Source organism: Rathayibacter sp. VKM Ac-2760, assembly GCF_009834185.1.
In the GTDB taxonomy this organism is placed as follows: domain Bacteria; phylum Actinomycetota; class Actinomycetes; order Actinomycetales; family Microbacteriaceae; genus Rathayibacter.
In genome coordinates, this window is sequence record NZ_CP047173.1 from 1,938,921 (window position 1) to 1,951,258 (window position 12,338).

Here is a 12,338-nt window from a genome sequence, read left to right on the forward strand (position 1 = left end):
TCCTCGGACGAGAGCTCGTGTGTGAACACCTCGGTACTTGTCTGAGCTTTAAGGGTCAGAACATCTCGGCGAGAACGGCTGCGCGGATCCCGTCTGGGCTGATGTCGCCCGCATCTAGGGTGATGGATCCACTGAGACGCACGGGGTGTTCGAGATAGGCGAGGACGGCGGCGGCGATGTCCGCGGAGTCAAAGCGGGGTGAGCCGATGCCGATGACGGAGGTGTCGGTGGCGGCGCCGGTGCGGGCGTGTTCCTCGATGCGGTTGCAGAGCCGATCGAGGGCTCGCCGATCGGCGGGGCACCAATTTCCAGCGCCGTCCAGGAGTACGAGGACGGTACTCGCGACGGGTAGATCGGCGACAGTAGCACCCGACGGCCAGGTAGGTCGCAGCGCGTGCGGGCGGATTCTGGTGGTGCGAAGGGCCCAGACGCAGGCGGGCTTGAGGGGGTGTGGACTTCGATTGAGCGCAGTGCCGAGGGCGAGGAGAAGGGTGTCTGCGTCCCCGGTGAGATCGACTTTGGCTGAGAGGTGTGCGCTCATTGCTCCGGTGCCGCGCCGGTCACGGGCGCGACGGGGTCGCCGGGGACGAAGCGGTAGCCCATCCCTGATTCGGTGAGCAGGAAGCGGGGGTGGGAGGGCTCGGGCTCGAGCTTCTTGCGCAGTTGGGCGATGTAGAGCCGGAGGTAGCCGGTGTCGGTGGTGTGGCTGGGGCCCCAGATATCGTGCAACAGGGTCTGGCGGGTGACGAGCTTGCCAGGGTTGCGGATCAGCAGCTCGAGGACCTGCCATTCGGTGGGGGTGAGTCGGACCGCGACGGTGCTGTCGGGAGTGCGCCGGGTGACGACCTTGGCGGTGAGGTCGACGACGTGGTCGCCGACGACGACGAGCGAGTCGGTCTCCAGGGTGTTCAGTCGCCGGGTGAGGGCGCGGATGCGGGCGAGCAGCTCCTCCATGGAGAAGGGCTTCGTGACGTAGTCGTCGGCTCCGGCGTCGAGGGCGTCGACCTTGTCGGCGGCGCCGGTGCGGCCGGAGACGACGAGGATCGGGGCGGTGCTCCAGCCGCGCAGGCCGTGGATCACGTCGATGCCGTCGAGTTCGGGCATGCCCAGGTCGAGCATGTACAGGTCGGGGTGGTGCTCGACGGCGAGGTTGATGGCGGCGGTGCCGTTCTCGGCGGTGATGACGTCGTAGCCGCGGGCGCTGAGGGTGATGCGGAGGGCACGGAGCAGCTGCGCGTCGTCGTCGGCGATGAGGATCTTCATCGGGAGGTCTCCTGGTGAGGCGTGGTCGGGGCGAGGGGGAGAGTGATGACCATCGTCAGTCCTCCGCCGGGTGTGTCCTCGGTGTCCAGCGTGCCGCCCATCCCCTCGGTGAATCCCTTGGAGAGGGCGAGGCCCAGGCCCAGGCCGGTGGTGTTGTCGGTGTCGCCGAGGCGCTGGAACGGGACGAACACGTCGGCGCGGCGCTCCGGAGCGATTCCCGGTCCGTGGTCGGTGACCCGGATCTGGAGCGTGTTCCCGAAGCCGCTGGTCGAGATCCGCACGCGCGTGTCCGGCGGGGAGTGGCGGGTGGCGTTGGCGAGGAGATTGACGACCACCCGCTGTAGCAGCCCGGCGTCGGCGAGAGCCGGCGGCAGGTCCAGATCGAGGTCGAGGTCGAGGTCCGCCGGTCCGAGATCGAGTTCGTCGATCGCGGGGAGGACGACGTCAGAGGCATCGACGGGCGCGAGCGACACGGCGAGCACACCGGCTTGGAGTCGGGTGACGTCGAGGAGGTTGGTGACCAGGTCCGCGAGGGTGGTGAGGCTCTCGTCGGCTGTGGCGAGGAGCTCCTCCCGGTCCGCGGTGCTCCACGTGATGTCGGTGGAGCGCAGTCCGCTGATCGCGGCGGTCGCGGCGGCGAGGGGCCGGCGCAGATCGTGGCTGACGGCGGAGAGCAGGGCACTGCGCACTCGGTCGGTCTCGGCGAGGGGAGCGAGCTCGCTGGCGGTCTCGCTGAGGTCCTCGTGCTCCAGCGCGGCGTCGAGCTGCGCGGCGACGACGGACAGCAGGCGTCGTTCTCCGGCGCCGACGGTTCGCCCGTGCAGCTCGAGGGCGGCGGTGGTGCCGACGGGGATGGTCTCGTGGTCGCCTCCGGGTTCGCCGTCCGACCCCAGGAGCTCGGAGTCGCGCATCAGGCGGACTCCGGTGAGCCCGAACGCCTCGCGGGCGCGCTCGAGGATGGCCTGCAGTGCCCCTTGGCCGCGGATGACGCCTCCGGCGATCGTGGCGAGCAGCTCGGCCTCGGCGCTCGCACGTTTGGCGGAGCGCGCCCGTCGTGCGGCTCGATCGACGACGGCGCTGACGAGAACGGCATTGGCGATGTAGAGGAGGAGAGCGAGCGCGTGCAGAGGTTCGTCGACGGTGACGGTGTAGAGCGGGTCGACGAAGAAGAAGTCGAGGGTGAGCCCGGACAGCACGGCGGCGAAGAGCGCCGGTCCGATACCGCCGACGAGGGCGACGAGGACGACGAGGACCTGGTAGGCGAGGACGTCGCTGGTGATCGACTCGTCGCTGCGGAAGGAGGCGAGCAGCCAGGTCAGCAGCGGCCCGCCGACGAGGGCGAGCGCGAGACCGAGGATGCGACGTTTCACGGTCAGAGCGCCGCCGAGCCGGGGCAGGGTCGGCGATCGGCCGGCGGAGGCGTGATTGACGATGTGGACGTCGATCTTCCCCGATTCCCGGATGACGGTCGCCCCGATCCCGGGGCCGGTCAGCGCCGCGGCGAGCCGGCTGCGACGGCTGACGCCGATGACGAGCTGGGTCGCGTTGACGGACCGGGCGAACTCGACCAGGGCAGTGGGGACGTCCTCGCCGACGACCTGGTGGTAGCTGCCGCCGAGGGTGTCGACGAGGGCACGCTGCTCAGCGAGCACCTCCGGGCGCGCCGCGCGGAGGCCGTCCTGGCTGGTGACGTGCACGGCGAGCAGCTCGCCACCCGCCGATCGAGCAGCGATACGGGCTCCTCGACGCAGCAGGGTCTCGCCTTCCGGGCCGCCGGTGAGGGTGACGACGACCCGTTCGCGTGCTTCCCACTTGCTGTCGATGCCGTGCTCGATGCGGTAGTTCTTCAGCGCGGAGTCGACCTCGTCGGCGAGCCACAGCAGGGCGAGTTCGCGCAGTGCGGTGAGGTTGCCGAGCCGGAAGTAGTTCGAGAGAGCGGCATCGATGCGCTCAGAGGGATAGACGCGGCCCGCTGCGAGCCGGTCGCGCAGCGCCTGGGGGGCGAGGTCGACGACTTCGATCTGGTCGGCGCTGCGGAGGATCGCGTCGGGGATCGTCTCGCGTTGCGGGACTCCGGTGATCTGCTGGACGACGTCGTTGAGCGACTCGATGTGCTGGATGTTGACCGTGGAGACGACGTCGATCCCGGCGTCCAGCAGCGTCTGGACGTCCTGCCAGCGCTTGTCGTGGGCGGAGCCTGGCGCGTTCGTGTGCGCGAGCTCGTCGACGAGCGCGATATCCGGGCGGCGGGTGAGGACGGCGTCGAGGTCCATCTCCGCCAGCTGCACCCCGCGGTGCTCGAACGCGGTCCGGGGGACCACCTCGAGGCCCGTCACCATCGCGGCGGTCGCCGCGCGGCCGTGGGTCTCGACGAAGGCGACGACGACGTCGCGGCCCTCGCTGCGCAGGCGCCGTCCCTCCTCGAGCATCTCGTAGGTCTTGCCGACGCCCGGGGCGGCGCCCAGCAGCACTCGGAGCCGCCCCGTCTTCATCGTCGCCTCAGCTCGCCGACGCAGCGAGCGCGATGTTCAGTTCCAGCACGTTGACGGTCTCCTCGCCCAGGAACCCCAGGTCACGTCCCTGCGTGTGCTCGGCGACGAGGGAGCGCACGCTCTCCTCGGAGAGCCCACGAGCCTCGGCGACGCGGGCGACCTGCAGCTCGGCGTAGGCCGGGCTGATATGCGGGTCCAAGCCCGAAGCGGAGGCGGTGAGGGCGTCGGCGGGGACCTCGGTCGGGTCGACTCCGTTGAACTCCGCGATCGCGGCGCGACGTTCCTCGATCGACGCGACGAGGTCCTCGTTCTCCGGGCCGAGGTTGGAGCCGCTGGAGGCGCTCGCGTCGTAGCCGTCGCCCGCGGCGGAGGGCCGGGACTGGAACCACTCGGGCAGCGGATTGCCGTCGGCGTCCGTGAAGGACTGGCCGATGAGGCTCGAGCCGACGGTCTCGCCGTTCACGGAGAGGGTGGAACCGTTCGCCTGGCCGGCGAAGGCGACCTGGCCCACGGCGGTGATCGCGAGGGGGTAGAGGATGCCGAGGGCGACGGTGAGCACGAGCATGGCCCGGAGGGCGACTGCGTACTGCCGGAGCCCGGCGCGGGTGGGATTCATGACGGGGACTGCTTTCTGCTGACGAATGTCGAGAACGTGATCGGCTAGAAGCCGGGGATGAGGGAGACGACGAGGTCGATCAGCTTGATCCCGATGAACGGCGCGATCACGCCGCCGAGCCCGTAGACGAGGAGGTTGCGGCTGAGGACCTTGGAGGCGCTGAGCGCGCGGTAGGCGACGCCGCGCAGGGCCAGCGGGATCAGGACGATGATGATGATCGCGTTGAAGATGATCGCTGAGAGGATCGCTGAGGCGGGCGAGTGCAGCTGCATCACGTTCAGCACGGCGAGTCCTGGGAACACGCCGGCGAACATCGCGGGGATGATCGCGAAGTACTTGGCGATGTCGTTGGCGATCGAGAACGTGGTGAGCGCTCCGCGGGTGATCAGGAGCTGCTTGCCGATCCGCACGATGTCGATGAGCTTGGTCGGGTCGGAGTCGAGGTCGACCATGTTGCCGGCCTCCTTCGCCGCCGACGTGCCCGTGTTCATCGCCACACCCACGTCGGCCTGCGCGAGAGCCGGAGCGTCGTTCGTGCCGTCACCCGTCATCGCGACGAGGTTGCCGCCCTCCTGCTCCTTGCGGATGTAGGCGAGCTTCTGCTCGGGCGTGGCCTCGGCGAGGTAATCGTCGACGCCGGCCTCCGCCGCGATGGCCTTCGCGGTGAGGGGGTTGTCGCCGGTGATCATGACGGTGCGGATACCCATCGCGCGCAGGTCCGCGAAGCGCTCCTTGAGCCCCTCCTTGACGACGTCCTTGAGGTGGACGACGCCGAGGATCCGGCCGACGCCGCGGGCGTCCTTGACGGCGACGACCAGCGGCGTGCCTCCGCTCTCGGAGATGCGGTGGACTTGCTCGTCGAGCTCGGCGACCACGGTGCTCGCGAGACGAGCGTCGCTCTCGAGCCAGGCGGTGACCGCTGAGCCGGCGCCCTTGCGGATCATGGAGCCGTCGGTGAAGTCGAGCCCGCTCATGCGCGTCTGGGCGGTGAAGGGGACGATCTCGGCCGAGAGGACCTCGCTCGCGAGAGCGTCCTGGTGGACCCCCTTCGTCGCGGCGAGGTCGACGATCGACTTGCCCTCGGGAGTGGGATCGCTGAGGGAGGAGGACGCGGCGGCGCGGATCAGCTCGGCCTCGTCAGCGCTGTCGACGGGCACGAACTCGGTGGCGCGCCGGTTGCCGTAGGTGATCGTGCCGGTTTTGTCGAGCAGCAGCGTGGTGACGTCGCCCGCCGCTTCGACGGCACGGCCGGACATGGCGAGCACGTTGCGCTGCACGAGCCGGTCCATGCCGGCGATGCCGATCGCGGAGAGCAGCGCGCCGATGGTGGTCGGGATGAGGCAGACCAGCAGAGCGACGAGCACCGGGACGCTCACGGGAGCGGCGGCGTAGGACGCGATCGGGTTCAGCGTAAGTGTGACGACGAGGAACACGATGGACAGGCTCGCGAGCAGGATGTTCAGCGCGATCTCGTTCGGCGTCTTCTGCCGCGAGGCGCCCTCGACCAGCCCGATCATCCGGTCGACGAAGGTCTCGCCCGGCTTCGAGGTGATGCGCACGACGATCCGGTCGGAGAGCACGCGGGTGCCGCCGGTGACGGCGCTGCGGTCGCCGCCCGACTCGCGCACGACCGGCGCGGACTCTCCGGTGATCGCCGACTCATCGACGGAGGCGATGCCCCAGACGATGTCGCCGTCGCCGGGGATCAGGTCGCCGGCCTCGACGACCACGTGATCGCCCAGCTGCAGATCGGCGGAGGACACCTCGCGCACCTGGCCGTGAGTGGCAGCGCCGTCTCCGGCGCGGTACTCGGCCAGGCGGCGCGCCATGGTACTCGTGCGGGTCTGCCGCAGGCTGTCGGCCTGCGCCTTGCCGCGGCCCTCGGCGACCGACTCCGCGAGGTTCGCGAAGACGACGGTCGCCCAGAGCCAGAGCGCGATGCCCCAGGTGAAGGAGACAGGCACGGGGGCGCCGCCGGACTCCTGCGCTCCGCCCAGGAACGGCTCGGCGATCGCGAGGACCGTGGTGAGCGCGGCGCCGACCTCGACGAGGAACATGACGGGGTTGCGCACCATCAGGCGCGGGTCGAGCTTGCGGAACGCTCCGGGGAGCGCGGCGAGGATCTGCTCGAGGCTGAACGCGGACGCGCCGCGCTTCGGCGACTTCTCGCGGTCGGGGGAAGGGGCGGGTTTGTCGAGAGTCGTGGTCATGGCGTTACTGGAGTCCTTCTGCGAGGGGTCCGAGTGCGAGCACGGGGAAGTAGGTGAGTGCGGTGACGATCACGGTGACGCCCACGAGCAAGCCGACGAACTGCGGCCGGTGAGTGGGCAACGTGCCCGCGGTCGACGGAGTCGAGCCCTGCTTCGCGAGCGAACCGGCCAGCGCCAGCACCATCACGATCGGCAGGAACCGGCCGAGCAGCATCGCGACGCCGAGCGCCGTGTTGAACCAGGGCGTGTTCGCGGTGAGGCCGGCGAAGGCCGAGCCGTTGTTGTTCGAGGCCGAGGTGAAGGCGTAGAGCACCTCCGAGAGGCCGTGCAGCCCCGGGTTCCAGATCGAGGTGCTCTCGACGTCGGCGCGCACCGCGGGGATCGCGAAGCTCAGCGCCGTGCCGGCCAGCACCAGGGTCGGGGTGATCAGGATGTAGATGCTCGCGAGCTTGATCTCGTACGGGCCGAGCTTCTTCCCCAGGTACTCGGGGGTCCGGCCCACGAGCAGGCCGCCGATGAACACCGCGAGGATCGCGAGGACGAGCATCCCGTAGAGACCCGAGCCGACGCCGCCGGGGGCGACCTCGCCGAGCATCATGTTCAGCATCGGCAGCATCCCGCCGAGGGCCGTGTAGGAGTCGTGCATCGAGTTGACGGCACCGGTCGAGGTCAGCGTGCTGGTCGCCCCGAACAGCGTCGAGCCGGCGATACCGAACCGCGTCTCCTTACCCTCCATTGCACCGCCGGCGGCCTGCGGGGCGCCGCCGTTCCCGGCGAGCTCGAGCAAGGTGAGGGCGGTGAGGGACACGAGGAAGATCGTGGCCATGGCGGCGAGGATCGCGTAGCCCTGCTTCGCGTTGCCGACCATCCGCCCGAAGGTGCGGGGGAGGGAGAACGGGATCGCCAGCATCAGGATCACCTGCAGCAGGCTGGTCCACGCCGTGGGGTTCTCGAACGGGTGCGACGAGTTGGCGTTGAAGAAGCCGCCGCCGTTGGTGCCGAGTATCTTGATCGCCTCTTGCGACGCGACCGGCCCGCCGGGGATGCTCTGCGTTCCGTCGGTCAGGGTCGTGACGTCGGTGAATCCAGCGAAGTTCTGGATGACGCCGCCGGCCAGGAGGAGGATCGCGCTCACGACAGCCATCGGCAGGAGGAGGCGCAGAGTGCCCCGGGTGAGGTCGACCCAGAAGTTGCCGATCGACTCGCTGTTGCGGCGCGCGAACCCGCGCACCAGCGCGATCGCGATGGCGATGCCGACGCCGGCGGAGACGAAGTTCTGCACGGCCAGACCGATGAGCTGAACGCTGTAGCCCATGGTCGTGTCGGGCGAGTACGACTGCCAGTTGGTGTTGGTGACGAACGAGACCGCGGTGTTGAACGAGAGGCCCTCGGGGATCGCGGGGAATCCGAGCGAGTAGGGGAGGACCGCTTGCGCGCGCTGGATCGCGTAGACGAAGAGGACGCCGATGAGCGAGAAAGCGAGCACGCCGCGCAGGTAGGCCTGCCAGCTCTGCTCGGCGCGCGAGTCGACGCCGATGAGGCGGTAGAAGCCGCGCTCGATCGCGAGGTCCTTCTTGGAGGAGTAGACGTGCGCCATGTAGTCACCGAGCGGGCGGTACAGGAGGACGAGGATCAGGGCGGCGGAGGCGACCTGCAGGATCGAGAGGAAGGTATCCATCAGAAACGCTCCGGTTTCACGAGCGCGAAGCCGAGGTAGCCGATCGCGGCGATCGCGAGGATCGCGGCGAGGAAGTCGAAAACGATCACTTCACGTCCTCGCTGATCGCCGCGCGAGGGCCGGAAGTGCGCGGCGTGGGCGCGAGCTTCTCGACTCCCTTGGCGATGACGCCGACGAGCGCGAAGACGGCGAGGATGCCGATCACGTAGACAAGGTCAAGCACGAAGTACTCCATCCGGAGGCGGATGACACTCACGGATGCGTGAGCGTCTGCCAGAGCTGGCACGAGCCCTGAGTAGACACCTGTTCTCACAGCGGTTTCGCGGCCCTAACGCATCCCATACACGTTCCTGGCAGAACCTGACGGCGTCCTAACAACGCCGACTCCCGCCCGGTCCGAGCCGGCTGTTGGTGAGGCGTGATGATTCGACGGTTTCGTGTTCGGGTTGCGTCAGGACTTCACCGGCACGCTCGGAATCCGCGTAGACCGGTACGCATGAACTCCACATCCTCCGCCACTGCGGACCCGCTTCAACCCTGTTCGGCACGCGAGGGAAGTGTCCGGTCGTGACGCTCACCGCGCTACTGCCGAGCCTGCGTCGCAGCCTCCCGGATCCCTTGAACGTGAACGTCTGGCCGGAGCTCACGCGCACCACCACGACTGATGTGATCGTCGCGGGCGTCTCCCTCGTCCGCCTCGTCGAGGTCTGTGGTACCCCCTGCGTGCACATCGCGGCCGGCGTCATCCCTGGCTCCGGCGGCCGGCCCGCGCCGGACCGGCAGGCGACAGCCATCGTCGTCACCGTGACGAAGGTCCGTCAGGGCGCCGCTGGCGAGCGCGAGCTCTTCATCGACGCGTGTCTTGACGCAGTCCCGGCGGTGTGGCCGGAGATGCGGCTGATCGGGCGAGCGTCCTGCGCTCACTCACGACCGGTGATCGTCCTCGCCGACACCGGCTGTGCCACGGCTACCCCCTGCTCTGCTGCCGGATCGGCACTCCTCCCCGACGACATCCGCGCGGGAGACCTGCTCGCCGTGCCGTGCGCGGACGCCGTCGCCCTGCGTCACCTGCGCCCTGTACCGCACGCCACGCTCGCACCGGCCGCGCCGGTCCCCGAGGATGGCCGGCCCGCCTGGCTCGGTGCGCTCGAGTAAAGCGTCTGCTCAACTCGAGAAGGGGCCGGCGCTCTGAGCGCCGACCCCTTCTCCTCGTGACGCGCCGCTTTCGCGCTCAGTCGCCCCAGGAGACTCCGCCACGATCTGCGGAGAGGCGCCCCGTGTCGCGCGCGCTCCGCCAGACGTCCCGTAGCGCCGTCGTGCCGAGACAGGGAACGACTAGCACGTCCCCCTCGCGGAGGTCTGTCGGGAGGAGCTCGATCGTCGGCCCCGACGCCGAATGGGCATCCGGGCGGATCCGCATCGACTGCCGACGCAAACCCGTCGGGCGCCCCACCAACCTCATCGCGCCCGGGACCACCCGGCACCGCTGCAGTTCGGCATCCACCCACACCTGAGCGAGACGCCCCTCTTCCGCACGCTCGACCGCCACGACACGGGTCACGACGACCGACGCGAATCGACGCGCTGACAGCAGCCCATTCGAACCGGGGACCACCGCAGCGGCATTCCGCACGCACGGTGTCCCCGCCTCCGCCGCCATCGCCATCATCGACAACCCAGCCACTTCGACATCTCGCGGACCGTGCACGGTATGCGCCGGCCACGCCTCCCTCCCCGCCGCTGACGCGACCCGGTTCGAGAGCACGAGTGCGCTGACGGTGTGGAGAAGAGACATGGGACGGGACCTTTCACGAGGGCGTTCTCCCGTTATAAACCGATCGCCACCGGCCTCCACTGCTCCTCACGGAACCCGGGCGCCGCCCACCCCGAACCCTGACGGGTTCCCGACGGCCGAGGCTTGATCACCCTCGACAGCGCCGCCGCAGAGGAGGACGGTGAGTGTCATGGACATCGAAGCCTGGTGGCCGCGACTCAGCGGCGCCGCACAGCAGTGGTTGATCGAGAACAACGGAGACGTGGTCCCCCCGGCCATCATCGACGAGATCCAAGCAGCGGCCGGCGGGGCCTTTGAGACGCTGCCCGCCGACTCACCGGACGAAGGCCTCCTGCTTCCAGACGAGGCGACGGAGTGGATCGAAGCGACCGCGAACGGTGAGCAGCCATGACCGGTCAGTGATCGCCGCGGGACCCTGGGAGAGCTTCCCGCTGTAGGGCTTTCGTAGGGAGTGCGCCTCGGTGCGCATGGGTTCTGCGAGGATCCGGCAGAGCGCCTGCTCTCGTCCGACGATGAGGAGATGACCGCAACTCTCGCGCCGCGCGCCGGCACGCGTCTCATGCATCGTCTCCTTGACCGTGGTGACAGTTGGGGACACCTGACGACGACCGTGAGCCGCTACGGCAGCGCGAGCAGCACCCTCGTCGTCTACCCGCCAGGCACTCCCGCCGACGAGCGCCGGCTCCTGCGCCTCGCGGAGGCCCTACCTGTGCTCGGCCTCGCCTTGCTCGGCGGATTCGCGGTACTTGCACTCCTCGGCGCTGACGCCATCCCTCTCGCGATCACGGCCGCCGCTCTCTACATCGCAGGCGTTGTCCTGCTCGCGCAGCGGACCGCTCGGACTCGGCAGGGATCGGCGCGCGTGACCGTGACCGCATCACTCCTGGTCTCCGGCACCGGTGACACGGATGACTTCGACAGCCTCGCCGCTGTCGCAGCAGCCCTCCGACGCGCTGATGACCGCCTCAGGAACGGCCACTTCAGCCCGCTCGAACACGAGATGGTCTGGAGCGCCGCACACCAAGCCGTGACCACCCTTGACTTGAGTAGTCGCCGCGCACATTGGGCGACCCGGCGGTGAGACAGAACGACGACCTCATTTGCGTTCTGTGAGCATCGCGCTCTCCCGCCAGCTGAACAACTAGACAGGGACCATGATCTACGCCGCCCCCTCCGAACCGGGAAACTACTCACCGATCTCAGCAACCGGGATGCCGGACGACGACGACAACGGTTGCATCGTCCGCGGCAGCAACTGATCCGCTCTCGTCAACACACCTCCCGCGTCACTCACGCTCGTGCTGTCGTCGTTGCGCAGACCGTCCTGAAGATGACTGAATCGTCGTACAGGTCCAGTAGTCCGCGCCATCTGGTTCGGCCTCGTCTCGGAGTCGCGCTCCGTGCCGTGCAGGAGTTCCCTTCCAGGGGTCGCCGCATCACGCGCTGCAACGTCCGTGAGGGAAACGGCCGCACAGGACGCCACGGCGAAGATTGCGACAGCCCAGATGGGTACGATCTAGCGCGCGCATCACTGATGCGTCCCGTCGATGATCGTTGACGGAGAATCTGGTTCTGCGACACTTGTGGGGTGTCGTCGTCCCGTTCGCTGCGCACCCTCAGGGGTGTCGTTGCTGCGACGGTTGCGACGATCATCGCCTTGTTCTCGCACGTCGCCGGTGGCGGACAGACTCCGGGGCCGCTGGGTCTCGCAGTACCGCTCGTGCTGTCGGTGCTGGTGTGCGTGGCTCTTGCCGGGCGCAGGCTTTCCCTGGTTCGCGTGGCGGTCTCGGTCGCGGTGAGCCAGTTCCTGTTCCACACGCTGTTCACGATCGGGACCTTCAGCGGCCCGGTTGATGCGCCGATGGTGCACGCGCATCACGGTGCGGTGGTCGATGTCAGCGCAGCGATGACTCACAGCGGCATGCCCGGGTCCTCGATGTGGGCAGCGCACGTCGTCGCCGCGATCGCAACGACTGCGGCGCTTCACCGAGGCGAGTCGCTCCTTCTTCGGGTCGCGGCGATGACGAGTCACGTCGTTGCTCGTTTGGTGCGAGTTCTGCCGACTCCGGCGGAAGCTCCTCTGCCCGCCCGACGTTCCTCGTTCGTGCTGCGCGATGTCCTCCCTCTCGCTTCGGGAGTCTTCCCCCAGGCTGCGCTGCGTCGCGGCCCACCTTCCCTGCTCGCTTCCTGATCATCGACGCGAGCCGCAGCGCGAACTTCTCCGCACGTCCCATCGCATCCTGACGTGCCTCTCTCGATCACCAATGAGGTGACCAACAGCGTC

12 protein-coding genes are annotated in these 12,338 nt (G+C 68.8%); 4 read left to right on the forward strand and 8 right to left on the reverse strand.

Annotated features, from left to right (window positions below):
* Positions 1-55 precede the first annotated feature (55 nt).
* Genes GSU72_RS08765 through GSU72_RS08800 form a run of 8 tightly spaced genes read right to left on the reverse strand, consistent with a single transcriptional unit; the run spans position 56 to position 8,482 of the window.
* Complete coding sequence (locus GSU72_RS08765; protein ID WP_159984667.1) at positions 56-541, reverse strand: hypothetical protein; 486 nt, start codon at positions 539-541, stop codon at positions 56-58.
* Complete coding sequence (locus tag GSU72_RS08770) at positions 538-1,263, reverse strand: response regulator transcription factor (protein WP_159984668.1); 726 nt, start codon at positions 1,261-1,263, stop codon at positions 538-540. The genes GSU72_RS08765 and GSU72_RS08770 overlap by 4 nt, the downstream gene beginning before the upstream one ends.
* The gene (locus GSU72_RS08775; RefSeq protein ID WP_159984669.1) at positions 1,260-3,755 is read right to left on the reverse strand and encodes an ATP-binding protein; all 2,496 of its coding nucleotides are present in this window, start codon (positions 3,753-3,755) and stop codon (positions 1,260-1,262) included. Before GSU72_RS08775 ends, GSU72_RS08770 begins: the two co-directional genes overlap by 4 nt.
* Positions 3,756-3,762: 7 nt before the next feature.
* Positions 3,763-4,371: a potassium-transporting ATPase subunit KdpC gene (gene kdpC / locus GSU72_RS08780; RefSeq protein WP_159984670.1), complete on the reverse strand. Its 609-nt coding sequence runs from the start codon at positions 4,369-4,371 to the stop codon at positions 3,763-3,765.
* 44 nt (positions 4,372-4,415) lie between these two features.
* Complete coding sequence (gene kdpB, locus GSU72_RS08785; RefSeq protein ID WP_159984671.1) at positions 4,416-6,581, reverse strand: potassium-transporting ATPase subunit KdpB; 2,166 nt, start codon at positions 6,579-6,581, stop codon at positions 4,416-4,418.
* Between the two features lie 4 nt (positions 6,582-6,585).
* The gene (kdpA, locus tag GSU72_RS08790) at positions 6,586-8,259 is read right to left on the reverse strand and encodes a potassium-transporting ATPase subunit KdpA (RefSeq protein WP_159984672.1); all 1,674 of its coding nucleotides are present in this window, start codon (positions 8,257-8,259) and stop codon (positions 6,586-6,588) included.
* Positions 8,259-8,348, reverse strand: a complete 90-nt coding sequence (locus tag GSU72_RS08795; RefSeq protein ID WP_159984673.1) for a potassium-transporting ATPase subunit F — start codon at positions 8,346-8,348, stop codon at positions 8,259-8,261. The genes kdpA and GSU72_RS08795 overlap by 1 nt, the downstream gene beginning before the upstream one ends.
* Entirely contained in the window at positions 8,345-8,482 is a 138-nt protein-coding gene (locus tag GSU72_RS08800; RefSeq protein WP_159984674.1) for a hypothetical protein, read from the reverse strand. The genes GSU72_RS08795 and GSU72_RS08800 overlap by 4 nt, the downstream gene beginning before the upstream one ends.
* A gap of 344 nt (positions 8,483-8,826) precedes the next feature.
* On the opposite strand from GSU72_RS08800, the gene GSU72_RS08805 reads away from it, so the two are divergent.
* From GSU72_RS08805 to GSU72_RS08820, 4 genes are all read left to right on the forward strand, one after another.
* The gene (locus GSU72_RS08805) at positions 8,827-9,414 is read left to right on the forward strand and encodes a hypothetical protein (RefSeq protein ID WP_159984675.1); all 588 of its coding nucleotides are present in this window, start codon (positions 8,827-8,829) and stop codon (positions 9,412-9,414) included.
* A gap of 809 nt (positions 9,415-10,223) precedes the next feature.
* On the forward strand, positions 10,224-10,445 hold the full coding sequence (locus tag GSU72_RS08810; protein ID WP_159984676.1) for a hypothetical protein: 222 nt from the start codon (positions 10,224-10,226) through the stop codon (positions 10,443-10,445).
* A gap of 129 nt (positions 10,446-10,574) precedes the next feature.
* A complete protein-coding gene (locus tag GSU72_RS08815; RefSeq protein WP_159984677.1) occupies positions 10,575-11,135 on the forward strand; it encodes a DUF6611 family protein in 561 nt (186 codons plus the stop codon).
* Between the two features lie 507 nt (positions 11,136-11,642).
* Complete coding sequence (locus GSU72_RS08820) at positions 11,643-12,245, forward strand: hypothetical protein (protein ID WP_159984678.1); 603 nt, start codon at positions 11,643-11,645, stop codon at positions 12,243-12,245.
* Positions 12,246-12,338 lie beyond the last annotated feature (93 nt).